Source organism: Rhizobium sp. BK456 (genome assembly GCF_014194045.1).
Lineage (GTDB): Bacteria > Pseudomonadota > Alphaproteobacteria > Rhizobiales > Rhizobiaceae > Rhizobium > Rhizobium redzepovicii.
Genome location: NZ_JACIAO010000001.1, coordinates 1 through 25,421, shown reverse-complemented (window position 1 = coordinate 25,421; position 25,421 = coordinate 1). Strand labels below are relative to the sequence as shown.

General features: G+C 61.9%; 33 protein-coding genes. 19 read left to right on the top strand and 14 right to left on the bottom strand.

Annotated features, from left to right (window positions below):
* Nucleotides 1–177 precede the first annotated feature (177 nt).
* The 3 genes from FHX03_RS00155 to FHX03_RS00145 form a co-directional block, all read right to left on the bottom strand.
* Nucleotides 178–513 carry a hypothetical protein gene (locus FHX03_RS00155; RefSeq protein WP_097627769.1) on the bottom strand — a complete coding sequence of 112 codons (336 nt, stop codon included), beginning with the start codon at nucleotides 511–513 and terminating at the stop codon, nucleotides 178–180.
* 48 nt (nucleotides 514–561) lie between these two features.
* Nucleotides 562–858: a hypothetical protein gene (locus tag FHX03_RS00150; protein WP_097627706.1), complete on the bottom strand. Its 297-nt coding sequence runs from the start codon at nucleotides 856–858 to the stop codon at nucleotides 562–564.
* Between the two features lie 174 nt (nucleotides 859–1,032).
* On the bottom strand, nucleotides 1,033–2,433 hold the full coding sequence (locus FHX03_RS00145) for an MFS transporter (protein ID WP_183851908.1): 1,401 nt from the start codon (nucleotides 2,431–2,433) through the stop codon (nucleotides 1,033–1,035).
* A gap of 123 nt (nucleotides 2,434–2,556) precedes the next feature.
* Here FHX03_RS00145 and FHX03_RS00140 point away from each other — a divergent pair, with 123 nt between their 5' ends.
* Nucleotides 2,557–3,519 (top strand): LysR family transcriptional regulator, encoded by a 963-nt coding sequence (locus FHX03_RS00140; RefSeq protein WP_097627770.1) that lies wholly within the window; start codon nucleotides 2,557–2,559, stop codon nucleotides 3,517–3,519.
* A 62-nt stretch (nucleotides 3,520–3,581) separates the two neighbouring features.
* Here FHX03_RS00140 and FHX03_RS00135 read toward each other — a convergent pair whose 3' ends face one another.
* The 6 genes from FHX03_RS00135 to FHX03_RS00115 all read right to left on the bottom strand — a co-directional run bounded on the left by FHX03_RS00135 (nucleotide 3,582) and on the right by FHX03_RS00115 (nucleotide 6,217).
* Nucleotides 3,582–3,962, bottom strand: a complete 381-nt coding sequence (locus FHX03_RS00135; protein ID WP_183851906.1) for a VOC family protein — start codon at nucleotides 3,960–3,962, stop codon at nucleotides 3,582–3,584.
* A gap of 230 nt (nucleotides 3,963–4,192) precedes the next feature.
* Nucleotides 4,193–5,035, bottom strand: coding sequence for a transglutaminase-like domain-containing protein (locus FHX03_RS00130; protein WP_183851904.1), 843 nt, complete (start codon nucleotides 5,033–5,035; stop codon nucleotides 4,193–4,195).
* Nucleotides 5,036–5,062: 27 nt separating this feature from the next.
* Nucleotides 5,063–5,338 carry a DUF1488 domain-containing protein gene (locus tag FHX03_RS00125; protein WP_097627714.1) on the bottom strand — a complete coding sequence of 92 codons (276 nt, stop codon included), beginning with the start codon at nucleotides 5,336–5,338 and terminating at the stop codon, nucleotides 5,063–5,065.
* Nucleotides 5,329–5,625 (bottom strand): hypothetical protein, encoded by a 297-nt coding sequence (locus FHX03_RS34965; protein ID WP_097627716.1) that lies wholly within the window; start codon nucleotides 5,623–5,625, stop codon nucleotides 5,329–5,331. Before FHX03_RS34965 ends, FHX03_RS00125 begins: the two co-directional genes overlap by 10 nt.
* Nucleotides 5,622–5,957 (bottom strand): hypothetical protein, encoded by a 336-nt coding sequence (locus FHX03_RS00120; RefSeq protein ID WP_097627717.1) that lies wholly within the window; start codon nucleotides 5,955–5,957, stop codon nucleotides 5,622–5,624. The genes FHX03_RS34965 and FHX03_RS00120 overlap by 4 nt, the downstream gene beginning before the upstream one ends.
* Nucleotides 5,954–6,217: a hypothetical protein gene (locus FHX03_RS00115; RefSeq protein ID WP_097627771.1), complete on the bottom strand. Its 264-nt coding sequence runs from the start codon at nucleotides 6,215–6,217 to the stop codon at nucleotides 5,954–5,956. Before FHX03_RS00115 ends, FHX03_RS00120 begins: the two co-directional genes overlap by 4 nt.
* A gap of 511 nt (nucleotides 6,218–6,728) precedes the next feature.
* Here FHX03_RS00115 and groES point away from each other — a divergent pair.
* The 4 genes from groES (at nucleotide 6,729) to FHX03_RS00095 (ending at nucleotide 9,434) form a co-directional block, all read left to right on the top strand.
* Nucleotides 6,729–7,046 (top strand): co-chaperone GroES, encoded by a 318-nt coding sequence (gene groES, locus FHX03_RS00110; RefSeq protein ID WP_064654061.1) that lies wholly within the window; start codon nucleotides 6,729–6,731, stop codon nucleotides 7,044–7,046.
* 49 nt (nucleotides 7,047–7,095) lie between these two features.
* Entirely contained in the window at nucleotides 7,096–8,730 is a 1,635-nt protein-coding gene (groL, locus tag FHX03_RS00105; RefSeq protein WP_183851902.1) for a chaperonin GroEL, read from the top strand.
* 66 nt (nucleotides 8,731–8,796) lie between these two features.
* Nucleotides 8,797–9,189 (top strand): hypothetical protein, encoded by a 393-nt coding sequence (locus FHX03_RS00100; RefSeq protein WP_097627723.1) that lies wholly within the window; start codon nucleotides 8,797–8,799, stop codon nucleotides 9,187–9,189.
* 65 nt (nucleotides 9,190–9,254) lie between these two features.
* Complete coding sequence (locus FHX03_RS00095) at nucleotides 9,255–9,434, top strand: hypothetical protein (protein ID WP_097627725.1); 180 nt, start codon at nucleotides 9,255–9,257, stop codon at nucleotides 9,432–9,434.
* A gap of 276 nt (nucleotides 9,435–9,710) precedes the next feature.
* Here the strand turns inward: FHX03_RS00095 and FHX03_RS00090 are convergent, their stop codons facing one another.
* Nucleotides 9,711–10,328, bottom strand: a complete 618-nt coding sequence (locus tag FHX03_RS00090; protein ID WP_097627772.1) for an NADPH-dependent F420 reductase — start codon at nucleotides 10,326–10,328, stop codon at nucleotides 9,711–9,713.
* A gap of 102 nt (nucleotides 10,329–10,430) precedes the next feature.
* Between FHX03_RS00090 and FHX03_RS34960 the strand changes: the two genes are divergently transcribed.
* Nucleotides 10,431–11,318, top strand: a complete 888-nt coding sequence (locus FHX03_RS34960; protein ID WP_097627727.1) for a LysR family transcriptional regulator — start codon at nucleotides 10,431–10,433, stop codon at nucleotides 11,316–11,318.
* A gap of 42 nt (nucleotides 11,319–11,360) precedes the next feature.
* On the opposite strand, the gene FHX03_RS00080 is transcribed toward FHX03_RS34960, so the two are convergent.
* Nucleotides 11,361–12,266: a S1C family serine protease gene (locus tag FHX03_RS00080; protein WP_097627729.1), complete on the bottom strand. Its 906-nt coding sequence runs from the start codon at nucleotides 12,264–12,266 to the stop codon at nucleotides 11,361–11,363.
* Nucleotides 12,267–12,507: 241 nt separating this feature from the next.
* Here FHX03_RS00080 and FHX03_RS00075 point away from each other — a divergent pair, with 241 nt between their 5' ends.
* Nucleotides 12,508–13,911 (top strand): PLP-dependent aminotransferase family protein, encoded by a 1,404-nt coding sequence (locus FHX03_RS00075; RefSeq protein ID WP_183851900.1) that lies wholly within the window; start codon nucleotides 12,508–12,510, stop codon nucleotides 13,909–13,911.
* A gap of 173 nt (nucleotides 13,912–14,084) precedes the next feature.
* Nucleotides 14,085–14,453, top strand: a complete 369-nt coding sequence (locus FHX03_RS00070; protein WP_097627773.1) for a DUF983 domain-containing protein — start codon at nucleotides 14,085–14,087, stop codon at nucleotides 14,451–14,453.
* Here the strand turns inward: FHX03_RS00070 and FHX03_RS00065 are convergent.
* On the bottom strand, nucleotides 14,423–15,349 hold the full coding sequence (locus tag FHX03_RS00065; RefSeq protein WP_183851898.1) for a LysR family transcriptional regulator: 927 nt from the start codon (nucleotides 15,347–15,349) through the stop codon (nucleotides 14,423–14,425). The two genes, FHX03_RS00070 and FHX03_RS00065, sit on opposite strands and share 31 nt — an antisense overlap.
* Nucleotides 15,350–15,491: 142 nt before the next feature.
* On the opposite strand from FHX03_RS00065, the gene FHX03_RS00060 reads away from it, so the two are divergent.
* From FHX03_RS00060 to FHX03_RS00045, 4 genes are all read left to right on the top strand, one after another.
* The gene (locus FHX03_RS00060) at nucleotides 15,492–16,103 is read left to right on the top strand and encodes a glutathione S-transferase family protein (RefSeq protein WP_097627735.1); all 612 of its coding nucleotides are present in this window, start codon (nucleotides 15,492–15,494) and stop codon (nucleotides 16,101–16,103) included.
* A gap of 60 nt (nucleotides 16,104–16,163) precedes the next feature.
* The gene (locus FHX03_RS00055; RefSeq protein WP_183851896.1) at nucleotides 16,164–17,117 is read left to right on the top strand and encodes a pyridoxamine 5'-phosphate oxidase family protein; all 954 of its coding nucleotides are present in this window, start codon (nucleotides 16,164–16,166) and stop codon (nucleotides 17,115–17,117) included.
* Nucleotides 17,118–17,200: 83 nt separating this feature from the next.
* The gene (locus tag FHX03_RS00050; RefSeq protein ID WP_183851894.1) at nucleotides 17,201–17,662 is read left to right on the top strand and encodes a DUF1348 family protein; all 462 of its coding nucleotides are present in this window, start codon (nucleotides 17,201–17,203) and stop codon (nucleotides 17,660–17,662) included.
* Between the two features lie 28 nt (nucleotides 17,663–17,690).
* Nucleotides 17,691–18,251 carry a TetR/AcrR family transcriptional regulator gene (locus tag FHX03_RS00045; RefSeq protein ID WP_183851893.1) on the top strand — a complete coding sequence of 187 codons (561 nt, stop codon included), beginning with the start codon at nucleotides 17,691–17,693 and terminating at the stop codon, nucleotides 18,249–18,251.
* Between the two features lie 38 nt (nucleotides 18,252–18,289).
* Here the strand turns inward: FHX03_RS00045 and FHX03_RS34875 are convergent, their stop codons facing one another.
* Nucleotides 18,290–18,421 (bottom strand): hypothetical protein, encoded by a 132-nt coding sequence (locus FHX03_RS34875; RefSeq protein WP_003587702.1) that lies wholly within the window; start codon nucleotides 18,419–18,421, stop codon nucleotides 18,290–18,292.
* A gap of 157 nt (nucleotides 18,422–18,578) precedes the next feature.
* Here FHX03_RS34875 and FHX03_RS00040 point away from each other — a divergent pair, with 157 nt between their 5' ends.
* Both FHX03_RS00040 and FHX03_RS00035 read left to right on the top strand, forming a co-directional pair.
* Nucleotides 18,579–19,265: a hypothetical protein gene (locus FHX03_RS00040; protein ID WP_183851891.1), complete on the top strand. Its 687-nt coding sequence runs from the start codon at nucleotides 18,579–18,581 to the stop codon at nucleotides 19,263–19,265.
* Nucleotides 19,266–19,284: 19 nt separating this feature from the next.
* Entirely contained in the window at nucleotides 19,285–19,590 is a 306-nt protein-coding gene (locus FHX03_RS00035) for a Dabb family protein (RefSeq protein ID WP_097627741.1), read from the top strand.
* A 291-nt stretch (nucleotides 19,591–19,881) separates the two neighbouring features.
* Here FHX03_RS00035 and FHX03_RS00030 read toward each other — a convergent pair whose 3' ends face one another.
* Entirely contained in the window at nucleotides 19,882–21,105 is a 1,224-nt protein-coding gene (locus FHX03_RS00030; RefSeq protein ID WP_183851889.1) for an MFS transporter, read from the bottom strand.
* 318 nt (nucleotides 21,106–21,423) lie between these two features.
* Between FHX03_RS00030 and FHX03_RS00025 the strand changes: the two genes are divergently transcribed.
* The 5 genes from FHX03_RS00025 to ccmI all read left to right on the top strand — a co-directional run.
* Nucleotides 21,424–21,672 (top strand): hypothetical protein, encoded by a 249-nt coding sequence (locus FHX03_RS00025; protein ID WP_003587696.1) that lies wholly within the window; start codon nucleotides 21,424–21,426, stop codon nucleotides 21,670–21,672.
* 53 nt (nucleotides 21,673–21,725) lie between these two features.
* Nucleotides 21,726–22,397 (top strand): response regulator transcription factor, encoded by a 672-nt coding sequence (locus FHX03_RS00020; protein ID WP_003569356.1) that lies wholly within the window; start codon nucleotides 21,726–21,728, stop codon nucleotides 22,395–22,397.
* Nucleotides 22,387–23,790, top strand: coding sequence for a sensor histidine kinase (locus tag FHX03_RS00015; protein WP_097627747.1), 1,404 nt, complete (start codon nucleotides 22,387–22,389; stop codon nucleotides 23,788–23,790). The genes FHX03_RS00020 and FHX03_RS00015 overlap by 11 nt, the downstream gene beginning before the upstream one ends.
* A 118-nt stretch (nucleotides 23,791–23,908) precedes the next feature.
* Nucleotides 23,909–24,334 carry a hypothetical protein gene (locus tag FHX03_RS00010; RefSeq protein WP_097627748.1) on the top strand — a complete coding sequence of 142 codons (426 nt, stop codon included), beginning with the start codon at nucleotides 23,909–23,911 and terminating at the stop codon, nucleotides 24,332–24,334.
* A 90-nt stretch (nucleotides 24,335–24,424) separates the two neighbouring features.
* Nucleotides 24,425–25,421: c-type cytochrome biogenesis protein CcmI (ccmI, locus tag FHX03_RS00005; protein WP_183851886.1), on the top strand; the 997-nt coding region annotated here is incomplete at its 3' end.

Genomic DNA, 25,421 nt, shown 5'->3' with positions numbered 1-25,421 from the left:
AAGCCAAACCCGACGTTGAGGCGGGACGTCACCATGTTTTCGCGATCGGGAAAATGGCGGGCCGGATTCCGGTCACCGCAGATGCCGCATCGGCCAAATCAGCGAGCCCTTCTCTTACAATGAAATTGCGGTGCCATTAAGGCCGTTGCCGCAACAAAGCCATATTTTCAGAGGGGCTTAATCATTGATGGGAAACAGGCGGATCAGTTTGGTTCTTTCCATTTCCGCTCGCCCGGATGCCGACATGATGCCGCGCGCCAGGCAAAGATCTATATCCCGCCCGATGTCGAACGGGACCCGCATCCCTCCGGCCTTGAGCAGGCGGTCGGTCATCGTGAGAAGCAGGTCCACCCTTGCCTGGCAGCCGTCCGCTTCGAGGAGCGCCACCCGGCGCTCCCTGTCAATCGCAGCAAGATCCTTGGCATGCTGCCGTTGCTGATAAGCGCCGAACTGCACCCATCCAAGATAACCCGCCACTGCGACGCCGATACAGAGACACAGGGTTTTCCGCAGCTTCAAAGTGATTGGCTCCTTTGGCGAATCTGAAAGATGCGCAGCGCATCAGCCAGCGGCCCGTCTTTCGCGCGGCAATCCCTGTATCGCATATCGGTTGAAGATGGGGGTGATCGGTTTTGGCGGTTCCTTCGGCTTGCCGAAATGGTATTCGAGAGCCTTTGAGAGCATGGCAGGCGAGGTGACGCCCTCCTGGAACAGCCTGATCAGCAACACGGCCGCGACGTTGAACACGCGTTGGTCATCGATCAGGATTCTGGCGTCGTAGCCGGCGTCGTCGAGCACGCCTTGAAGCATGTCGAGATCGGACGAGGTCAGATGCGGCTTTTCGGAAGTGGAAGACATAGGCCCTCCTTTCGTCGGGGCGAGGGGATGAAACCCTCAGTCGGCAGCGCCCGTACAATGGCTGCCGAAGGCGAGACCATGCGCCTTTCGCCGAGGCAAGGCAATGGGATTCTGTTGCTAATATTCGCTTTATCTTATGAAGCGCCCGCACCGGTCAGGGTGCGGGCGCAACGGTCATTCCGCGGCCTGATAGGCCGAAGTCCGGGCGGCCGATGTCCGCGGACCGGCGGCGGCAAGCAGGGTGATCGCGACCGCAAGCAGCGCCACGAAGGCGATACCGGCGACATAAGGATCCCAGCCGAAATGCGGTGCGGCGCCGAATACTGCCGAAGCGGCTGCGAGCACAATGCCGCCGCCGATCTGGAAGGAGGCGAAGAGCAGTCCGGAAGCGAGCCCCGATTTGTCATCCTCGACGTCAGAAAGGGCTGCGACCTGCACCGAAGGGTAGGTCAGTGCATAACCGAGGCCGAGCGGGATCTGCGAAAACAGCACGAGCAGGATCGCGTCGACATGCCCGAGTGCGGTCACCCAGAAGACGTAGCTGAAGGCCTGCAGGCCGACACCTGCCGCCATCAGCCTGGTAGCGCCGCGATTTTGTGCAAGGCTTGCAAAACGGGGCGCCAGGAACATCACGAAGACGCCGCCAAGCGCAAAGCAGAAGCCGGTGGTGAAGGCCGACCAGCCGAGGACGTTTTGGTAATAGAGCGTCGCCAGGAACTGGAAGCCGACATAGGCGCCCTGGAAGAGGGCGGCAATCGCATTGGCGTGCCGAAGTTTCGCCCGGCGGAACATGCCGAGCGGCACCATTGGATCGGGGTGGCGCGCTTCGACTGCGAGGAAGAGCAGGATCAGCGCCAGCGATGCCAGCAGCGAGCCCCAGGTCGCAAAAGCCTGCCAGCCGGCGGCCGCGGCATTGGTGATGCCGAAAACAAAGAGCAGCAGCCCGGGGGTGATCGTCAGCGCGCCGGTCCAGTCGAAAGCGGGCCGCGGCCCCGTCCTTTTCGGGTCTGCCGGCAGCGCCAGCGGCGCAAGAAAGAGCGTCAGGATGGCGACCGGCGCACCCACGACCAGCGTTGCCCGCCAGTTGAAGATGGTCGCAGCACCGCCGAGCACCATGCCGAGCACGAACCCTGTGGCGCCGGTCGAGGCGAAGACGCCGAGCGCCTTTGCCCGTGCAGTTCCTTCGCCAAAGACGGAGAGCAGCAGCGCAAGCGCTGCCGGCGCGGTGAAGGCCGCCGCAATGCCCTTGATCAATCGGGCGGCGATCAGAGTCGGGCCGCTGTCGACGAAGCCGCCGGCGATGCTGGCGGCGGCAAAAATCGCCAGCGACCAGAGGAAGACGCGGCGGTGGCCAAAGACGTCGGCGACCCGGCCGCCGAGCAGCAGAAAGCCGCCATAGCCGAGCACATAAGCGCTGACGGCCCATTGCAGCGACGTCGCTTCCATGCCCAGTTCAGCCTGGATGGCGGGCAGCGCGACACCGATGGTGGAGACGTCCATGGCGTCGAGAAAATTGGCGGCGCAGAGCAGCAGCAATGCCAGCCCCGCTCCGCTTTTCGATTTGGAAAGTGTCATCGATACGTTCCTTTTTTGCTGCCGCCTCGTCGAGGGAGGTTGCGCGGACGGCAGGGAACGAAAAAATGTACATCTTCCTACCTCATTGCAAATTGATAGTAGCCATGCCAGGTATTACTCATGATGATGAATGATGCCACACTTCGCAAAATCGACCTGAACCTTCTGCTGGCCTTTTCGGTGCTGATGCAGGAGCGCAATGTCAGCCGCGCCGCCGAGCGGTTGCTGCTCGGCCAGCCGGGCCTGTCGGCCGCTTTGCGACGGCTGCGCGAGACACTTGATGACGAACTGTTCGTGCGTGTCGGTCGCGGCCTGCAGCCGACGCCCCGCGCCCTTTCCATTGCTCCGGCAATCGAGGATGCGCTCTCGGGCATCGAGCGCGCTATTCGCCCGCAGGCCGACTTCGATCCGGGAAGCTGGCAGGGCGAGTTCCGCATCGGCATGTGCGACAATCTCGAATCGGCCTTTTTTGGCCCGCTTGCCGCCCGACTGCTGCAGCTTTCACCCGGCGCCCGGCTGATCGGCATCGCTTCCGAAAAGCGCGATGCCGCCCGCCGGCTGGACGAGGGGGGCTTCGATTTCAGCGTATCCGTGCATGACGAACCAGCCTCCTGGCACATCCGAGCGCCGCTGTTCAATCAGGCATCGATCTGCATTTACGATGAGGCTCAACTCAAGCTGAAGGCGCCACTGAGCCTTGAGGATTTCGCCGATGTCGCCCATGTCACTGTCTCGTTCGAGGGCAACGCCTCGACCAGCATCGACACCGCGCTGAGCCGCACCGGCCATGTCAGGCGTGTGGTGGCAACGGTGCCGCGCTTTTCCGCCCTGCCAACGGCGTTGCGGGCGATGCCGGCCATATCAATCGTGCCGGAATCGATCGGACGCTGCATGGCGCAATTGCACGGACTGACGATCTCAGCGCCGCCGCTTTCGCTGCCGGCCGATCCGGTAACCATGCTCTATCGCCGCGTCGACCAGGCCGATGGCCGGGCGCGCTGGTTCCGCCGCCTGTTCCTCGACGTCGCCGGCGAGGCGCTCGTCGCCTCCGGCTGCCGCGTCTCGATATCGAGAGCTGCGGCGTAGAGCAATTCCAGGAAAAGTATGAAGCGATTTTCCGCCCGGAATTGCGTCAGAGCTAGCGCCTATTACAGTTCGCCTTTATGGAAATAGGCTTCGAGACGGTAGCCGTCCGGGTCGATGATAAAGGCTGCATAATAGAACTGCCCGTAATTCGGCCGAATGCCGGGTTCGCCATTATCAGTGCCGCCGGAGGCGACCGCTGCCGCGTGAAAGGCATCGACGGCGGCTTCATCAGGCGCGACGAAGCAGAAATGCAGCCCGGATCGCAGATCGGCAAGAACCGGCTGCTCGACCTGCATCACCCAGAGCCCGACCCGTTCCGGGCCATAGCCGATCATGGTGTCGGAATTGGACAGGCGCTCATATCCGAGCGGCGCCAGCGCCGCATCATAGAAATGGCGGGCTCTTTCGAGGTCTTTGACGCCGATGGAGACATGATCGAACATGGGCCGCAAAACTCCCTCCCTTTTTCGCCAATCCCCGAAGGATTGCTCATCCCCAAGATGGCACGATGCCAACATCTTTCAACCGCCGTCCCGAGTCAACGAATGGGCTTGCATCGTCATCGCAGCTTGCCTGCTCATTCATGGCCGGTGATTCTCCCCAGCCGCTGTCACGTGGTTTTGGGGAGGGCAGAGTCCGGCTCCGGGGCGGTGAGGCTGCTGCCGCATCCGTTCTAAACAGCGCCCTCGGAGACGCTTTGCATCTGCTGCAGGTCCGTCATCTCATAGGTCCAGACTCGAAACGCCTTCAGCACATGCGGTCCGAAGGAATTGATGAGCGGTATGTCGGCAGCGTCGCGCCCGCGGGCGACGACGATGCGACCGATCCGCGGTGTGTTGTTGCGCGGATCGAATGCATGCCATGCACCGTCAAGGAAGACCTCGATCCAGGCGCTGAAGTCCATTGGATCAACGACGGGAATGCCGATGTCGCCGAGATGACCATTGATATATCGGGCAGGAATGTTGAGGCAACGGCACAACGCCACCGCCAGATGCGCAAAGTCGCGACAGACGCCGACGCGTTCGTGGAACGCCTCGAAGGCTGTCCGCGTCGATCGCGCCTGCATGTAGTCGAATTGGATATGGCCGTGAACGAAGTCGCAGATCGCCTGAACGCGGCTCCAGCCGGGTGCGACGGTGCCGAACATATCCCACGCAATCTGACTGAGACGATCCGTTTCGCAATAGCGGCTGCCCATCAGGTAGACGAGGCAATCGTCTGGCAACTCCGAAACCGGGAATTCCCTGGCGCCTGGCAGCGACCTGTCCGGTTTGCCGTCGTCTTCGATCGTCGCATCGCCCCATATGGTCAGGTCGCCCGTCGGGGCGACCAGCCGAAGGCAGCGGTTGCCGAAGAGGTCGCGATAAGTCGAAGTGGGAACATTGGGCGTGGTGAATACCGTTTCCGGAACTCTGATGTCGGCCGCACGATCCTCATGCACCGACAACAGACATACCAATGCGGTCGGCTGCGGGCAGGTCAGCGTCATTTCATAGCCGTAACGGATCAACATGGAGCGTTCTCGCGCGTCCGGATCCGTCTAGCGGAAATCCGCCGCAGTTAGAGTATAAAAGGCGCGGCGGCGGTAGGAGTAGGCTTTGTGCGCCACCTCCTGAATGGAGTTGCGCAGGGCGTCGAAGGAGGATAGCCACCTCGTTACCGAAGGCTCGGTTCTTTGCAATGCGGCGTCGGATTTCGCCAGCGCGCCAACCTCGATGAAGAACAACACCTGGAACATGCCGTCATGGCCCACGAAGCGCACAGCATTTCTCGCCGGATCGAAGCTACGGCTTAGGTTCAGAAAAGCTAGCGCCATGGTTGGACCGGCGGGCTCTTCCGAGCACTCCGAGCGGTGCCCGACAGCCTGAGCCATTCCTTCCGATATCCTATGTTGAGGAGATTGAAGGACATCATGTCTTCCCCGGCTTCCGTATGGCCGGCGTGCACGGGAACGCTTGCAGAAACACGATAGACGGTCCACGAACGGGCGGATTCGATCCGGCCGTCGTGTTTGGTCTCCATGGAGTAGCGGCCGGGCGCTTCCCATGTGTGGACGGCAAAGGCATTCCGTCTTCGTTCGGCTTCGTCTCCATGGCTGTTCACGATGTCAACCTTTCGTCATTCGGGCCGCGGCCTTGGCCAAACGTCCTCTCGATCAGTGTTGCGCCGCTGCCGGCGGGCGATAGGTTTACCGATTCCAGGCTATCTTCCGTCACGACCCGCTCATGACGTTCATCGTCACTGCGGATGCGGTATTGCAGCACATTTCCTCTGAGAGGCAGCGTGGCGGTAACACGGTATGTTTCGGGGAGCTTGGAGGGAACGACGAAGAACCCGTCCTTCACCCGGACGGTCTGCCCCACCGTGAAGATATGTGTTGCTGCCTCGCGCCGGATGGAGCGTCCATTGCGTTGCGGGATGCGCGTAGCGGTCATGACGGTTTTTGGTCCTTTTCGAGCACGGTTTCGAGATCTGACAAGTGGATAGGCATCATTTGCTGCGTCGAACTCTGGGCGGCTATCGCCGGCAGGTGGATGAAGGCGCCGACCCGTCGCCAGGCAAGCCTGGAGACGCCATCGATCAATTCCTCGTCATAATCGACGCGGTATTCTCCGGCTGGCTGCGCTCTGTCGAAACCGGGCAGGCGGAATGGGGATGAAAAGCGGACGACGGTTTGTGTGGTGCGACTTGTCACGGCTCAGGCCTCCGCAGGATACACCGATATGTTTCCTGTATCATTGAGATCCGAACCGGACGAACTCGAGGCTGCCGGTACATCCGCGGTCAGCGCCAAGCTCATTCCGGATCGGAACAGGCGAACTCAACGCCGGAACGACGTTATGGATCGCTGTCGAGAATTCAGTGGTGATGGCGGGTCGTAGGTCTCTGACACCGCGAAGCCAGGTCGGCTAAATCGACGAGACCTATCATTGCGCCTCGATTGCGTTTAAATCAAGATAAAATCTGATTTTTCTATGAAAAATGCCAAATTAACTCTTTGTTCATTCAAATAAAATCGGACGCGATGGCGCAAAAAATTCTATTCACTTCCCGATTATTACAAAATATTCGGTCGGATTGATTTCCTGAATATCTCAAAAAAATTCCTGCGTGAATAATATTTCTTGGCACTCCTATCAATCGAGTGCCACGAGTGCTATTTATGAGTTGCAGCCGCCCTACGCGCCGGCAGCAGAAAGACCTCTATGAAATTCCGTTCACTTCACGACCGCGTCGTCATCCGACGTGCGGAAGGCGATGTCAAATCCAAGGGCGGGATCATCATTCCAGACACCGCCAAGGAGAAGCCCCAGCAAGGCGAAGTGGTCGCAGTCGGCCCGGGTCTCCGCGACAAAAGCGGCAATCTGGTCCCGCTTGATGTCAAGGTCGGTGATCTCATCCTGTTTGGAAAATGGTCGGGGACAGAGGTCACGATCGATGGCGAAACCCTTCTGATCATGAAGGAGACCGACATCATGGGCATCGTCGAAAAGACCCAAGCGGCTGCCGACAAAGCCGCCTGAGCGTCGAATTTGTGACCAGCATCTCAAGACCGAACTGGGAAGAAATATCATGTCTGCCAAGGAAATCAGGTTCTCCACCGACGCGCGCGACCGCCTGCTGCGCGGCGTCGAATTGCTCAACAACGCCGTCAAGGTGACGCTTGGCCCGAAGGGCCGCAACGTCGTCATCGACAAGGCCTATGGCGCACCGCGCATCACCAAAGACGGCGTTAGCGTCGCCAAGGAGATCGAGCTCGCCGACAAGTTCGAGAACATGGGCGCGCAAATGGTGCGCGAGGTGGCTTCGAAGACCAATGATCTTGCCGGCGACGGCACGACGACGGCAACTGTTCTCGCCGCCTCCATTTTCCGCGAAGGCGCAAAGCTCGTCGCTGCCGGGATGAACCCGATGGATCTGAGGCGCGGCATCGATCTCGGCGTTATCGCCGTCGTCAAGGAAATCAAGGCGCGGGCGATGAAGGTCAAGTCGTCAGGCGAGATCGCCCAGGTCGGCACCATTGCCGCCAATGGCGACGCCGCCATTGGCGAGATGATCGCCAAGGCGATGGACAAGGTCGGCAATGAGGGCGTCATAACGGTCGAAGAGGCACGAACCGCCGAGACCGAACTCGATGTCGTCGAGGGTATGCAGTTCGACCGCGGCTATCTCTCGCCATATTTCGTCACCAATGCCGAGAAGATGCGCGCGGAACTGGAGGATCCCTATATCCTCATTCACGAGAAGAAACTCGGCAGCCTGCAGGCGATGTTGCCGATCCTGGAAGCGGTCGTACAGACCGGCAAACCGCTGCTCCTCATCTCGGAGGACGTCGAGGGTGAAGCGCTGGCGACGCTTGTCGTCAACAAGCTGCGCGGCGGCCTGAAGGTCGCAGCCGTCAAGGCGCCGGGTTTCGGTGATCGCCGTAAGGCAATGCTGGAAGACATTGCCGTGCTCACGGCGGGCCAGATGATTTCCGAGGATCTCGGCATCAAGCTCGACAACGTCACGCTCGATATGCTCGGCCACGCCAAGCGCGTGCTGATCGAGAAAGACAGCACCACGATCATCGACGGCTCCGGCGAGAAAGCGGCCATCCATGCGCGTATCCAGCAGATCAAGGCGCAGATCGAGGAGACCACTTCCGATTACGACAGGGAAAAGCTGCAGGAGCGCCTGGCGAAACTCGCCGGCGGCGTCGCGGTCATCCGCGTCGGCGGCGCGACCGAGACGGAGGTCAAGGAAAAGAAGGACCGCATCGACGATGCGCTGAACGCCACCCGTGCGGCGGTCGAAGAGGGCATCGTGCCCGGCGGTGGCGTGGCATTGTTGCGCGCCAAGTCGGCCCTGACGGGCCTGACCGGGGAGAACGCCGACGTGACGGCGGGCATCTCGATCGTGCTCAGGGCGCTCGAAGCCCCGATCCGACAGATCGCCGACAATGCCGGGTTCGAGGGCTCAATCGTCGTCGGCAAACTCGCGGGCAGTAATAATGACAATCAGGGCTTCGACGCCCAAACGGAGACCTATGTCGATATGATCGAGGCCGGCATCGTCGATCCTGCCAAGGTCGTGCGCACTGCTCTGCAGGACGCCGGTTCGATTGCGGCGCTGCTGATCACCGCCGAGGTGATGATCGCCGACATTCCCGCAAGAGACTCCGCCCCTGCAGCCGGAAATGGCGGCATGGGCGATATGGGATACTGAGAACAGCCTGAACCGGTCCGGCATCGCCGGACGGCGCAACTTGAACAACAGACGGGGAGAATTCCAATGTCCGTGCAGAGCAGCAGTAAAACATCGATCACCCAGCGTTTCGACAGTTACCAGCCATCCAAGACGCTTCTCGTCTGGGCCTGCGTCGTCACGGCGATCGCCACGATGATTATCGGCTTCAGCTGGGGCGGTTGGGTAACAGGCGGCACGTCAAGCAAAGCGGCAGCCGCCGCCGGCGACGTTGCACGCGGAGATCTAGCGTCGGCCATTTGCGTCGAGCGGTTCAAAGCAGCGCCGGATGCGGCCGCCAAGCTTACCGAGTTCAAGGCGATCACCGACGGCTACAAGCAGCGTCAGTTCGTTGAGGCCGGCGGCTGGGCCACCATGCCTGGGCAGACCTCACCCGACAGCCGGAGTGTTCAAGCCTGCGCCACCACGCTTGCCGCCTGACACTGTTTTCGAGAGCGCTCCGCCACCTGTGCGGGGCGCTCCCTCTGTTGACGCAGGAATGATCGATGATCCGTTTCAAAAAAAAGAGCGACCCGCAGCCAGCCGCAGAAGACGCTGGCGACAACCGCTTCCAGAAAATCCGCGAGGCTGCAGCCGACGGGCACAGGAAGGTCGCCAACGACAGCACGCGTCCTCGCGCGTCGCGGGAGGCGGCAGATGGCGATCCGCTTATCTCAGTGCATTGACGATCTAAAGAGGCCGCCGGCGCAGCCTGGAGAGGGCGCGATCTTCCGCGGCGAGGCCGCGCTGTTTGTCGATGGCGAAGCCAATCAGACGACAGAGGTTTGCCCAGGCTTCGAACGACGCCACCATCTTTCAACCGCCGTCTCACGTCAGGAACGGGTCTAGCCGATATGGTTTGGCAGCTCAATGATTTAGGCGATCCTTTCAGCGACTCGGTCAGCCGTTCAATCAGGAAGCAGGAATGACTGGCCCCGCATGGGCGGAGACCAGCCGTGATCTCAGCCGTCGATGGCGACCCATTTCGGGGCGATCCCGGTACCGCGGCCCAGGCCGTAACCAAGGCGGATATTCAGCATCCCCAAGGGTTCGAGCAGGCGAGCGGCATCGAGCGAGCCGGTTTTCTCGACAGCAAAGTCGGCATCCTTCACCAGCGCTGCGGCGGTTTCGACAGCATTGTCGTCCCCGGCCAGGAAGACCGGTATCGTGGAGCTGTGCTTTGGGGAAGCCGCAAACAGCTCGGCAAAGATGGTATTGAAGGCCTTCACGACCTTGGCGCCTTTGGCCCTGTGCTGGATTTCTTCGGCTGCAGACGTGTCGTGACCGAACAGCAGGCCGGAGAAATCAGGCTTGAGCGGATTGGTAATGTCGATGACGATCTTGCCCTGCAATGCTGCGGTTTCGGCAAATTCGAGCGCCGCGGCATAAGGCAGCGCGACGACCAGAACATCGGCTTCGGCCACGGCGGAAGAGATCGATGCGCTCGTCGCGCCGATCTCCTCGGAAAGCGACTTTGCCGCGGCCTCATTGCGCGATGCGAGGATGAGCTCGCGCTTGCCTGCCAGGCGACGCGCCAAGCCGGCACCCATGTTTCCAGTTCCGATAATAGCGGTTTTCATATGGTCGGTTCCTTCATCGAGTTGAATGACGTCGATATATCCGACCGCGATCACATCATAAATGGCATTGAATGGCGGAATATAATTGCATAAAAGTATCGAATGACAGATCTCACCAATTTGAAGACCTTTGTAGCCGTGGCGACGGCTGGCAGTTTCGCCAAAGCTGCCGCCAGGCTCAACCTTTCGCCCGCCATGGTGGGCCGGCGCATTCAGGCTTTGGAAACAGATTATGGTGTCAAGCTGATCGAGCGCACCACGCGAACCCAGAGGCTCACCGAGATCGGCCTGAGATTTCTGGAGAGAGCAAGCAGGGTCATCGATGAGTTGGAGCAGCTGAACGATATTGCCGGCCCCGACAACCATGAAATATCCGGCCACCTCCGCATCAGCGGACCGACGACGCTCGGCGTGAAGCGCTTGGCATCGTCCATTGCTCGCTTTGCCAATCAGCATGCCGCGGTCAGTCTGGAGCTTAATCTGACCGACCGGAACGTCGATCTGATCGCCGAAGGCTATGACCTTGCCATTCGAGTGGCGCATCTGCGGCCATCTTCGTTGATCGCAAGAAGGATCGGCACCTATCGCTTCGTCTGCTGCGCCTCTCCAGGTTATCTCGGCAAGAACGGCACCCCGACCCATCCCGAGCAGTTGCAAGAGCACCGCTGCATCCTAAGCCTCAACCTCGTCCCGCGCGATCAATGGCATTTCGAAGATCAAAATGGACGGGTACTGGCGGCAAAGATCAACAGCAATATCGGTATCGACAATGGCGAAGCCATGCGCGTTGCCGCGGTGGAAGACGCCGGCCTCGTCTATGCGCCGCTGGTGCTGGTAGAGGAAGACATCGCCGCCGGGCGGCTGACCGAAGTGCTTGCCGATTGGGAAAAATACAGCCTGCCGATCCATGCGGTTCACCCGTCGCGGCAATTCGTGCCGCGACGGGTGAAGGCCGCGATCGGCTGGATCACCGGAGATCTCCGCCGGTAGAATTCGCGCAAGCGGAAAGCGCATTTGGCGGCGGTCGGCGACCTACTGCAGCTGCGGCTTCTTGAGGAAATTGTTGCGGTCGGCGGACTTGATGCGCAGCCAGGCTTCCCGGCCGTTCCTGAGAATCCGCATCGGAATCTCGGCGCCGGCCGGGCCGCTGCTCCAGACCTTGCGGTAGAAATCGGCCAGGCCATCGACCTCTTCGTCGCGGATCTCCGAGATGATATCGCCTTGCCGCAGGCCCGCCTGGGCGGCCGGGCCGCCTTCGGCAACGCTCATCACCACCACGCCGCCATTGCTCTCGGCGGAGAATGCGCCGAGCCAGGGCCGCGGCGGTTTGTTGACGCTTCCGCGGTTCAACAGATCGTCGAGGATCGGAGTCAAAAGGTCGATCGGCACGATCATGTTGATATCGGCGACCTCGTCGCCCTGGCTCATTTGCAGGCGAAGCGAACCGATGCCTAGAAGCTTGCCGTCCGAACCGATCAGCGCCGCACCGCCCCATGAGGGATGTGCCGGCGCCGTGAAAATCGCCTCATCAAGCAGATATTCCCAGTAGCCGGCGAATTCCTGCCGGGCGACGATGTTTGCCTCGACGAATTCTCCGATGCCGTCGGCAAGCACGACGGCATCGCCGGCCTTGGCGTTTGCCGCGTCGCCGAGATCCACCGCCGGCGCATTGAGAGCCCCGAGAGCCTGCACCAGGCCGAAGCCGGTTTCCTGATCGTAAGCAAGTGCATGAGCGGGAACGACACGCCCGTCATTGGTGGTCAGCCAGACCTCTTCGGCCTCGGTGATGAGATAACCGATGGTCAGCACCAGCCCATTGTCGCGAATGACCACGCCACTGCCCTCCCGGACAGTGCCCAGCGTCTCTGCTGTGAAGGCATCTTCCGGGATGGAAGAACGAACGGCCACGAGTGACCGCAAAATTGGATCGATATTCATGCTTTCATCCTGACAGAGCGCCGGCGCGAAAGGCCGAAATCTCGCGCACTCTGTCTTGAATAGGTAAGAAGATGGGCGGGCGGAGGCAAGGCTATGGCCGATGGAATTTCCAACCCCTGGGGACTGCGCCACGCCATTCATCGCCGTACCGAAGTCTTGCATACGACATTTTTCGTGACAGCGTCATCGTGCAACAATATACAGTCAATCCCATCAAGACTCAAGCTGCACGGATGACGACATGAAAGACTGGCATCCCGATCTCGGGCGAAGCAGCAGCCCGCGTTATATGGCGATCGCCGATGTGATCGAAATGGATCTGCGCAGCGGCCACCTTGTGGCCGGCGACCGGCTGCCGCCGCAACGCGAACTCGCCAAGCGGCTGAATGTCGATTTCACCACGGTGGCGAGAGGGTATGTCGAGGCGCAGAAGCGCGGGCTTGTCGATTCGCATGTCGGCCGAGGCACCTTCGTCACCGGTGGCGCGGACAAGGAGCGCCAGGGATTCGCGCCCGACGCCGCGCCCGATCCTCGCCGCGCCTCCATCGTCGATTTCTCGATGAACATGCCGCCGGAACCGGATGATCCCGAGCTGATCGCCCGCATGCGCGAGGGCATGTCGGCGGTGACGGCGAACCTCATTCCGCTCCTGCGCTACCAGGGTTTCGGCGGCTCCGGCATGGACAAGGAGGCTGCTGCCTCCTGGCTCAGCCGTCGCGGGCTGGTGCCCTCGCAGGAGCGCATCTTCGTCACGCCTGGCGCCCATCCGGCCCTGTTGGCGATCTTCGGCCTGCTGGCAAAACCGGGCGAGACCGTGCTCTCGGAAATCATCACCTATCCCGGCATGCGCTCGATCGCCGCCCAGCTGCGGCTCAATCTGACCGGCCTGCCGATGGACGAGGACGGCATCCTGCCGGACGCCTTTGCGAGAGCCTGCGAGCGGTCGCAGCCGAAGGCGCTTTATCTCAATCCGACGCTGCAAAACCCGACGACGCTGACCATCCCCGCTAGGCGCCGCGAAGAAATCGCTACGGTTGCCCGCAGATATCACGTGCCGATCGTCGAAGACGATGCCTACGGCTTCAATCCGCTGGAAGGTCCGTCGCCGCTTGCGGCAACGGCGCCAGATCTCACCTGGCATATCGGCGGGCTGGCGAAATGCATCGGTGCCGGCCTGCGTCTTGCCTATGTCGTGGCGCCTGATAGCAAGGCCGTGTGGCCCTTCGTCAGCGCCATGCGCGCCAACAATGTCATGGCCTCGCCGCTGACCTTGGCGCTCGCCACCCGCTGGATCGAAGACGGCACGGCCGATGCGATCCTGCGCTTCATCCGCACGGAAGCCGCCGCCCGTCAGCAGATGGTCGCCGCCCTCCTGCCTGAAGGCAGCTACCGCGCCGATCCGCTCAGTTTCAACATCTGGCTGCCGCTCTCCAACGGCTGGACCCGCTCCACCTTCGGCAGCCACATGCGCTCCGCCGGCATCGGCGTCGTGGCAAGCGACGCCTTTACGGTCGAGGGCGCCGCGCCCGAGGCCGTGCGTGTCTGCCTCGGCGGCCCGATCAGCCGGGAGAAGCTGCAAGGCGCACTGGATTTCATGGCCCATGCGTTGGAGGGGCCGCCGGAAATGGCGGCTTCGTTCTTCTGAGCCGCAAACGCCGCAGCTAAGCCCTTCAGACAAACGCGGTCGGCCCGGCCTGCGGAACTCTGCGACATTCTGACGAGTTGACTGGCAATGTCCGAAAAATGTATTTATATTGAATGCATACATTTATCGGCATTGATTGGCTTGATGCCGGCGCAGAACAAGGTGTGATCGTCATGGAAACCGAATATCCCCCGCTTCCTCCGCTGCAGACCGGCATCAGGGGGCGTTGCCCGCGCTGCGGCCAGGGCCATATGTTCAACGGCTTCCTGACGCTGCAGCCGGAATGCGAGGCTTGCGGCCTCGATTATTCCTTTGCTGATCCGGCCGATGGTCCGGCTTTTTTCGTCATCTGCTTTGCCTGCATCCCGAGCGTGCTGCTCGGCGTCTGGCTGGAGGTGGCGTTTGCCGCGCCGATCTGGGTGCAGCTTCTGGTCACCGGCCCCTTCATGCTCGCCACCTGCATTCCGCCATTGCGGCCGCTGAAGGGCTGGCTGGTCGCCAGCCAGTATTTCTACAAGGCGGAAGAGGGTAAACTAGCCTGAGATCTGTTGAGCGTGGCGCGCAGGCGCGGCGTGGCGAAATCGATGAGCGCCCGCAATTTCAGGGGCACCAATCCCTGCGCGGGATAGACGAGATGCACCGGTGCCGGCGGCGGTTCGAAATCGGCAAGCAGTGGCGTAAGCAGGCCGGCCGTCTCAGCGCGTGCGGCTTGATAGGACAGGACCCGGGTGATCCCGAGGCCGGCGACCGCCGCATCGACCGCAGCCTCGGCGGTGTTGACGGCAAGCCGTGAGCGGATCGGCACGGTAAGATCGCGTTTTCCCTCCGTGAATGTCCAGTTCAGCGTCGAGGCCATGCCGTCGAAGGTGATGCAGTGATGCGCGGCGAGATCGCCCGGATGCCGAGGTGTGACCTGCCGTGCGAGATAATCCGGGCTGGCATAGACCGTCCGGCGCATCGCGCCGAGCCTAGTGGCGATCAGGTTGCTGTCTGGCAGGTTGCCGATCCGGAGCGCCACATCGATGTGATCCTCGACGAGGTTCGACAGCCGGTCGCCAAGCATCAGCCGCAGATTGATATCGGGATAGGCTTTGAGGAAGTCCACCACCACGGGCAGGACATGCAGCCGCCCGAAGACGATCGGTGCGGTCATCGTCAACTCGCCCTTCGGCACGCTGTATTCGCCCGCCGCCGTCCGTTCCGCCTCTTCCACCCGATCGAGAATTTCCCGCGCCGCCTCCATATAGGAGCGGCCGGCCTCCGTTAGCGTGATCTTCCGGTTGCTTCTCTGCAGCAACTGGGCGTTCAGATGGGCTTCCAGCTCGGAAATTTTGCGGCTGACGGTGGCGAGCGGCGACCGCAAATGCCGGGCGGCGGCGGATAGGCTGCCCTGTTCGACAACGGCGAGAAGCACGGTCATGGCGTCGAGGCGGTCCATTTTATCCTTCCGAAAACTGGGAATATGCCTTCCAGATTAGCATTCTACTGCAATCAAATGGAAGGCAATACATTCCCCCGCAGATGGTTCGCAGGCGGCCATCCTCAATCCCCGTCGATGGGGAAGACCAAAGGAAACCATCATGAAACTCTACCACCACCCGCTTTCCGGCCATTCGCACCGGGTTCACCTTTTTCTGTCGCTGCTTGGCGTGCCCTACGAGCTGGTCGAGGTCGACTTGGCGGCGGGCGCCCACAAGGCGCCCGAATTTCTGAAGCTCAATCCCTTTGGCCAGGTGCCGGTCCTCGACGACGATGGAGCGGTCATTGCCGACTCCTCTGCCATCCTCGTCTATCTCGCGCGCAAATATGGCCGCACCGACTGGTTGCCGGAACAGGCATTGGCCGCGGCGCGAATACAGAAATGGCTCTCGGTTGCTGCGGGTGAGATCGCCTATGGACCGTGCGCCGCCCGCCTGGTGACCGTTTTCGGCGCCGATTTCCGCACCGATGAAGTGATCGCCCGGGCGCATCGCATTCTGGCGCTGATCGAGGCAGAGCTCGCCGCCCGCACTTTCCTGCTTGGCGACAATCCTGTCATCGCCGACGTCGCGCTCTACAGCTACATCGCCAATGCGCCAGAAGGCAATGTCGACATCTCGGCCTATCCAAGCGTTCGCGCTTGGCTTGCCCGCATCGAGGCGCTGCCCGGTTTCGTCGGCTTTCGCAAGACGAAGATCGGCCTTGCCGCGTGAGACTGCGCCGGGACGGATCACCGTCCCGGTTTCCCAAATTATGCCCGCAAGGAGGCCGTCATGCTGGAGCAGACAAGAGACGACGCGACGTCACCCTGGCATCGGGGCGAACTCGCCATGCAGCGCAGCGTCGGGGTCGTCGAACGCATGGATGGACCCGGCCGGAATTTCGTCCGCAAGGCGATGCCCGAACAGCACCGCGCATTTTTTCCGATGCTGCCCTTCATAGTGCTCGGCGCTGTCGATGCCAAAGGCGATGTCTGGGCAACGGTGCGGGCTGCGCGACCGGGTTTCATGTCCTCTCCGGATCCGGAGAGCCTCGATGTCGACCTGCCGCGCGATCCGGCCGATCCGGTCGATGCCGGCATGGAGGATGGCGACGCGATCGCCATGCTCGGCATCCAGCTCGAGACCCGGCGGCGCAACCGGCTGAACGGCGTCATTCGCCGAACGGATGCCGAAGCCTTCCGCCTGCGCGTCGGCCAGAGCTTCGGCAATTGCCCGCAATATATCCAGCCTCGCTCTTCCGTCTTTGTCCGCGATCCCGATAGGCCGACAGAGGTGGTGCCGCTGCATCCCGGTCAACTCGACCATCGCATGCGCGGGATGATCGAGGGCGCCGATACCTTCTTCGTCGCCTCCTATGTCGAGCGCGACAATGGCGAGCGGCAGGTTGACGTTTCCCATCGCGGCGGCGACGTCGGCTTCGTACATGTCGGTGCCGATGGGGTGCTGACCGTTCCCGATTTTTCCGGCAATCGGTTCTTCAACACCCTCGGCAATTTTCTGGTCAACCCGAAGGCCGGGCTGGTCTTCGTCGATTTTGAAACCGGCGACATGCTGCAACTGGCGGGAAAGGTCGAGGTGCTGCTGGATTCGCCCGAAGTCGCCAGCTTTGAACGGGCGGAACGGCTGTGGCGGTTCACGCCGGAACAGATCGTGCTGCGCCCGGATGCCTTGCCGCTGCGATGGAAAAAGGAGAGCGCCGATCTGCTGCGGCGCTCCCGCGGGTGAGGAGCTGCAAAACGCTGCCCCGGCCGTCTTGCATATCATTGTACCAATCGGTACAATCATTGCCGTTCAGTACAGGAGCGCCTATGTCCAGCCTCGTCCCGCCTTTCACCCTTGAGACCGCCACCCGGAAAGTCCGCCTTGCCGAGGACGGCTGGAACAGCCGCGATCCTGAGCGCGTCTCGCTCGTTTACACGCCGGACAGCCGCTGGCGGAACCGCGCCGAATTCGTCAACGGCCGCGCCGAGATCGCTGCCTTTCTCACCCGCAAATGGGCGAAGGAGTTGGATTACCGGCTGATCAAGGAGATCTGGGCCTTCACCGACGATCGCATCGCCGTGCGCTTCGCCTATGAATGGCACGATGACAGCGGCAACTGGTTCCGCTCCTATGGCAATGAGAACTGGGAATTCGATGCCGCCGGCCTGATGCAGCGCCGCTTCGCCTGCATCAACGACCTGCCGATCCGAGAATCGGAGCGCAAGTACCACTGGCCACTCGGCCGGCGGCCGGACGATCATCCCGGCCTGACCGAGCTTGGCCTTTGACGCAAGCGAGGCCAAGGAAACTCCGCCGGTGAAGACCGTCTACGAACGCGCCGACATCGTGCCGCTGCTGGCGGAAATCTTCCGCGAACTCGGCTATGAGGGGACGTCTCTCAGCCGCATCACCGAACGCACCGGCCTCGGCAAGGGGAGCCTTTACCACTTCTTTCCCGGCGGCAAGGAGGAGATGGCTAACGCCGTGCTTGCCGAAATCGACGCCTGGTTCGAGCAGGCGATCTATCGGCCGCTGAGACAGGATGACGCCCGTCAGGCGATCGCGGCGATGTGGGTCAATGTGAATGATTACTTCAGATCCGGCCGCCGCATCTGCCTCGTCGGCGCCTTCGCCCTTGACGACACGAGGGAACGGTTTTCGGCGGCGATCGGCGACTATTTCATCCGCTGGATCGGCGCCTTGCGTTCGGCGTTGAGCCGGGCAGGCTATTCTGACGACGAGGCGCAAGCGCTCGCCGAGGAGGGCGTCGCCGGCATTCAAGGCGCGCTGGTGTTGGCGCGGGCGCTGGGAGACGAAAGGATCTTTATCCGCTCGCTGGAAACGCTGGCGAAGCGGTTTGAGGCTGCGACGCGATGAGGGCTGGCCTTACATCCGCGCCGCTTTGCCTGTATCTCTCAGCGTTGCTGTTGAGGCTGCTGGGCCGGGCGCGGATTTTCCCGTTCAAGGCGAATCTGGCGCCATTCGTTTTCCATCTGGTCTACGAGGTGCTGGGGAATGGTGGTTTGCGGAGTGGCAGGCGTCTGCATCGGAAGTCTCCTCTTTTCGCGGCAAGGCTTCAGGGCAAGAAGATGCATTGCACAAGATAAAAGGTGTGTAAATCAGTGGCTTAAAGACTTTAAACGATTAAATGGATTTTAATCGATTAAGGCGGTTTTAACCACGATGTTTTCTGGGAAGCGCGGAATGGTCGTCCACATGGACCGAAGTTTATTTTTCGATGCGGTGAAGAGCGAACTCTTCAAGGGAGAGCTGACGCATCCTCAGGTAGTGGGCATCACGGCGATTCTCGACGCCTGGGAAGAGCGGTTTCCGCATGCCGACCGGCGGTGGCTCGCCTATATCCTCGCCACCGCCTATCATGAGACCGCCTATACGATGCAGCCGGTTCGCGAGACGCTGGCGCAAAGCGATGCCCGCGCCGTCGAGATCCTGGAAACGGCCTTTGCCGCAGGCCGGCTTTCCTGGGTAAAGACGCCCTACTGGCGGCCCGATGAAGATGGCCGCAGCTGGCTCGGGCGCGGCCTGGTGCAGCTCACCCACAAGCGGAACTATGAGGCGATGAGCGTGCTGACGGGTATCGACCTCGTTGCCGATCCCGACCGGGCGATGGAGATGGATGCGGCGGTGACCATCCTGATCGACGGTATGCTGCAGGGCAGCTTTACCGGCCACAAGCTTGCCGATCACCTGAACGGGGCGACCGAGGACTGGGTGAACGCGCGGCGCATCGTCAATGGCACCGACCGGGCGGAAAAGCTCGCGGGTTACGCCATGGCCTTCCATGCGGCGATGCGTCCCAATGCTGCGCATGGCGTGATCGCGCGGTTGAAGGCCTGGGGCTTGCGTGTTATCGCGCGGCTGACCCTCTGAAACTTGACAGGAGCTTCGCGTGATCCGCCATATCGTCTTCTTCACAGTGCAGGAGGAGCATTTGCAGGAGGTGAGGGCCGGGCTTTCGATTCTGACCGCCATTCCGCATGCGCGGCTCCTGGAAATCGGCACCAATGTGAAGACCGATCAGCTGGGCACCGAGATCGACCTCGTGGTCTACGGCGAATTTGACGACGAGGCAGCACTTGCCGCCTACAAGGCCCATCCGGATTATCAGCTCTCGATCGAGCGGGTGCGGCCGCTTCGTGAAAAGCGCATCGCCGCCGACTACGACAGCCGCACGGCAGTGAAACGGCCCCTGTGAGCTTAAAGCCTTGGGGATGCCGAGCAACATTTCTGCATAGTTCAAATGGATAAGTGATCTGCCGCGGTGATACCGCGCGAAAGCTGACTCAACTTCTGAGCCGCCGGACTCAACCTTCGAAAAAGAAGCTGCAAGCGATTCAAAAGATTCGCCAAAAACGGCTGCTCATTGATCGTCTTCCGGCCTTGGTGGCGGCGCGCTTAGACGCGAAGGCGTGCCCGCCTAGGGATAGATGATAAGCAAGGCACCTTAAGAATGGCTGACAGAGAACGCCGCAGGCTGGCCGGGCTCTTATGAAACGACGGGGCTCGGCTGCGATGCGTGGGCGCCGCGCACCATCGCCATCAATATCAGCACGAAGGTCAGCGACAAGGCTGCGAGAACGGCGCAGGCGATGAGGGCCGGCCCGGCGCCGGCGCGGTCGAGGATGGCGGTGAAGATGACTGGAGCGATGGCGTTGGCGAGGTTTTGCGGCAGCGACAGCCGGGCCGATTGCAGGCCGTATTCGGCAGGTGAAAACAAGGCCAGCGGCAGAAGCGCGCGGGCGACGGTCATGACGCCGGCGCCGAAGCCGTAGAGCAGAACGAAGGTGACGAGCAGCGGTGTCGACGAACCGGCGACCAGCATGATCGGGAAACTGACCATCATCAAGCCGATGCCCATGACCGCGCTCAGCATGGGGTTGCCGCGCCGGCCGAGCAGCATGTCGAGGAAACGCGCCGAGATGCCGAGCACGCCGCGTGCAGCGCCGAGCTGCAGCGCGAAGGCCGGCGAAGGGCCGGACTGGCGGAAGATTTCGAGCAGCGATGGCGAGATGCCGAAGGTAATGAAGGTCGAGATCGTCGTCGCCGCCGCAATCAGCAGGAAGGCTTTGCGCCGTCCCGCCTTCGACAGCGCAACCGGGCCAATGTCTGCCGCGCCGCTTTCGATATGCGTTACGATCGGTTTCGGCAGGGCGAAAAGATGCAGCGGCAGGCAGACGAAGAATTGTAGGCCGGCACAGATGAGGAAGGTGATGCGCCATCCCACGGTTTCGTTCAGCAGGCTGAGGATCGGCCAGAAGACGGTGCTCGACAGCCCGGTGAACAGCATGAGGATGGCAATGACGCGTTTGCCGTTCGCCCCTTCGCGCTCGACGACGGCCGTATAGGCCGGTGCCGAAAGGCCGCAGGCGCCGCCGATGCCGATGACGACCCAGGCGGCGGCATAAAGCATGATGCCGTTTGCGGCTGAAAGCAGAAGCAAGCCGAGCGCAAAGATGAGCGATGAGGCCGAAAGCACACGGGCGGCGCCATAGCGGGCGAGCCAGCGTCCGGTCGCGGGACCAACGAAAGCGCTGATCATCATCATGATGGTCAGGCCGGCAAACACCACCTCGTTCGGCAGACCGAGAGCGGGCGCCACGATGCGGCCCATCACCCCGAGCATATCGAACGTCGTGCCCCAGCCGATCACCTGGGTGATGGCAAGCACGGTGACCGTCTGCGCCGAGCGGAAGCGGAAAGAATTTGGCATTGGTGCTGAAATGACCTGAATGCGGAAACAGCAAGGACATAACAGCTTCGACCGGTCGGCAAAAGCTGCGATCGCAATCCCGGCGGTCCGCGGCGCCCAGCTATTTGTCCACGCTCGGCACTCCGTGCGTGCCTAGCGCTGCAGACTTTTCCCACGCGAAGTAGGCTGCCGAAGCCGGGCGCGGCGGCGGGTTTCAGCCGCTGCCGCCAGCAGTCGAGAATGGTTCTAAATGCCCTGCATTACAGCGCATTCATTTGCCATTCAGGTCGCGTGAGTACATATTCGGGCCACGTTGGCATTACCTTGAAAGCATAGCACATGGCCTTTCCTCTGAGCGTCGCAGCATTGGCCGCCGGATTGGTGGTATCGGCGCCTTCACCGGATGGCGCGGGCACCCTCGTTCATAGCGTAGCAGGCGATTGCAGCGCCGCGGCAGCCCAGGTCGTCGAGCAGACGGGCGGCCAGCTTCTCTCCGTGCAGCCGGTGGGCGATACCTGCATCATCACCGTTCTGGTATCGGGCAACGGACAGCGTCCACGCAAGGTGACGGTAAAGGTTCCGATGTAGGCGGAATCGGTCTATTCAGGACAGATCGATTTGAAGCGGACGAAGGCGGACCGATGCGTATTCTGGTAGTCGAAGACGACGTCAATCTGAACCGGCAGCTGGCCGACACGCTGAAGGAGGCGGGCTATGTCGTCGACCAGGCGTTCGACGGCGAGGAAGGCCATTTCCTCGGCGATACCGAACCTTATGACGCCATCATTCTCGATATCGGCCTGCCGGAGTTGGATGGAGTGACCGTTCTTGAAAAATGGCGCGGCGCCGGGCGCGGCGTGCCGGTGCTGATTCTGACGGCGCGCGACCGCTGGAGCGACAAGGTCGCCGGCATCGACGCAGGCGCCGACGACTACGTCACCAAACCCTTCCATGTCGAGGAAGTGCTGGCGCGCATTCGGGCGCTGATCCGGCGTGCGGCCGGGCATTCCTCTTCCGAGATCATCTGCGGCCCGGTGCGGCTCGATACAAAATCCTCGAAGGCGACGGTCAACGGTACGACGCTGAAGCTGACCTCGCACGAATACCGCCTGCTTGCCTATCTCATGCACCACATGGGCGAGGTCGTCTCGCGCACCGAACTGGTCGAGCACATGTACGACCAGGATTTCGACCGCGATTCCAACACGATCGAGGTCTTTGTCGGCCGTTTGCGCAAGAAGATGGGCGTCGATCTGATCGAAACGGTGCGCGGTCTCGGTTACCGCATTCAAGCGCCGAAACATGCGAATTAAGTCGCTCACCGCACGTGTCTTGCTGCTGACCACGGTCTGGTCGACGGTGGCGCTTGTCGTGATCGGCCTGTTGATCTCCACGCTTTACCGCAAGAGCGCCGAGCGCGGTTTCCAGGATCTCTTGCGGGCGCAGCTCTATAACGTCATCAACTCGGTGACGATAGGCGATCAGGGCGCGCTCAGCGGCAGCCCGCAGCTCGGCGACCTGCGTTTTGCCCAGCCGAAGACCGGTTGGTATTGGGTGGTGGAGCCGCTCGGCACCTATACGACAGCGCCGCTGGTGTCGCCCTCGCTCGGCTCGGCGCTCATTCCGGTGCCCTCGGTCGTCGAGGCGCCCTTCGACAAGAATTACGAACGCTACTACCAGGTGACGGATGCCTCCGGGAACCGCGTGCAGGTGGCCGAAACCGAAGTCGTGCTCGACACCGACGGGCGCGCGGCGCGCGTCCGCGTCACCGGCAATGTCGATGTCGTCGAGGACGACGTGCGTACCTTTTCCCACAGCCTCTATCTGGCGCTTGCCGGCTTCGGCGTCGGCAGCCTGATCGTCAATGCGCTGGCGATTCTCTATGGCCTGAAGCCGCTCGACAAGGCGCGTGCCGCCTTGGAGCGCATCCGCGCCGGCGAGAGCGAGCAGCTGAAGGGTGACTTCCCGCGCGAGATTCTGCCGCTTGCCAATGAGGTCAACGCGCTGATCGACAGCAACCGCCGCATCGTCGAGCGGGCCCGCATGCAGGTCGGCAATCTCGCCCATTCGCTGAAGACGCCGATCGCCGTTCTCCTCAATGAGGCGCGCGTGCTCGAAAAATCCCACGGCGAACTGGTGCGCAGCCAGGCGGAATCGATGCAGGGCCAGGTGCAGTCCTATCTCAACCGGGCCCGCATCGCCGCGCAGCGCGAATCCGTGCTCGCCCGCACCGATGCCGAGCCGGCGCTGGAGCGGCTGGTGCGCGTCATGCGCCGGCTGAACGTCGATACCGAATTCGATCTCGTCGTCTCGCCACCGCACCTGGCCGTCGCCATGGAGCAGCAGGATCTCGAGGAGACCGTCGGCAACCTCCTGGAGAATGCGGCCCGTTTTGCCAAGAGCAAGGTCCGGCTTTCCGCCGTCGAGGCCGGCGAGGACGTCAGGGGCGCCGAGGCAAGCGCCCGCCGCCACTGGGTGGAACTCGCCGTCGAGGATGACGGGCCGGGCCTGGAGCCCGATCAGATCCGCGAGGCACTGAAGCGCGGCCGCAGGCTCGATGAGAGCAAGCCCGGAACCGGGCTTGGCCTGTCGATCGTCACCGAGATATCAAGTGAGTATCAAGGACGGCTCGAGCTTTCCCGCGGCGAATGGGGCGGGCTCAAGGCAAAGCTTATCCTGCCCGGCATCACAAAGGATGTTGCATGAGCAACTGCTTGATGTCACAAAGATACTGGCAAATGTATAGCATGCTTTGCCTTAATGCTGACACGGGGACGCTGCACTTCGATCGGCTGAAATTGACCCCTGATCGTGGTTCGACGCAATGATTTTACGCTCGCAAGGCATGATCGCTTCTGCTCTTCTCGTCGCCGTCGCGCTCACCGGCTGCACGACGACGAAGGGTGCTGCTTCACGCGGCATTTTTTCGAGCAAGCCCTCGGCCTCGGCCGCCTTCCTCACCGCGCTGCAGGGCGGCCTTGTCGGCCGCAGCGGCGTGACGCTTGGTGATAGCGACAAGCAGCGGGCACTCGAGGCCGAATATCGGGCGCTGGAGGGTGCTGCCGTCGGGCAGCCGATGCTGTGGACCGGCAAGGACGTCACCGGCAAGGTGGTCGCCGCCGCACCCTATCAGGTCGGTTCGCAAAACTGCCGGCAATATACCCATACACTGACCGTCGACGGCAAGGACACCGTGGTGCGGGGTGCCGCCTGCCGCAACGAGGATGGCAGCTGGTCCCCGCTCGGCTAAATCAGGTGAATTGCGGCTTATAGCCTCAAATCTTCGTCATTCCGGCTTTGGCAGTTGGAATGGCGGCCGGCTTCACGTATTTGGGCCGATATGCTGTTCTGGATTCTCGTTGCCGTTCTGACGGCAGTCGTCGCTGCCGTCCTGCTCTACCCCCTTCTGCGCGGTGCGAAGGCGGCGGAGAATATCCGTGCGGGTGAGGCGGCGGTCTATCGCGACCAGCTGCGCGAACTCGACCGCGATCTCAACGGCGGGCTGATCACGCCTGAGGAAGCCGATTATGCCAGGGCCGAAATCGGCCGTCGGCTGATCGCCGTTTCCGCCTGCGGGCCGGAAGAGGCGCCGAAACCTGCACGGCATCACCGTTTCACTGAGGCCTTCGTGCTGCTGGTGCTGCCGCTTCTCGGCCTCTGTCTTTACTTGACGACGGGCAGGCCGGACCTGCCCTCGCAGCCGCTGGAAGCGCGGCTGGAAAATCCCGGCAACGACATGGCGGTGCTGATCGTCAAGGCGGAACGGCACCTGGCCGAGAGCCCCGATGACGGCAAGGGCTGGGACGTGCTGGCGCCGATCTATCTGCGCACCATGCGGGTGAACGACGCGCAACTGGCCTACCGCAATGCCATCCGGCTGCTCGGCCCAAGCCCGGCTCGGCTCGACGGCCTTGCCGAAACGCTGATGGCGGTCTCCGACGGCGTGGTGACGGAGGAGACGCGGCAGGTGCTGGAACAGTCGCTGACGCTGGAACCCGACAATCCGCGCGCTCGCTTCTACGTCGCCCTCAGCATGGAGCAGGCAGGACGACGCGACGAGGCGCGCCAGGCCTTCGAAGCGCTGGCGAAACAATCTCCGGCCGATGCGCCCTGGCTGCCGCTGGTCAACCAGCATATCGCCATGAATGGCAGTGCGCCGGGAGGCGCCGATCAGGCTCCCCCGGGCGCCAATCAGGCTGCCCCCGGCAATCCCACGCAGCAGGATGTGGCGGCGGCCGAAAACATGAATGCCGGCGACCGTCAGCAGATGATCCGCGGCATGGTCGCGAGCCTCGACGCCAAGCTCAGCGCCGATCCGAACAATTTCGAGGGATGGG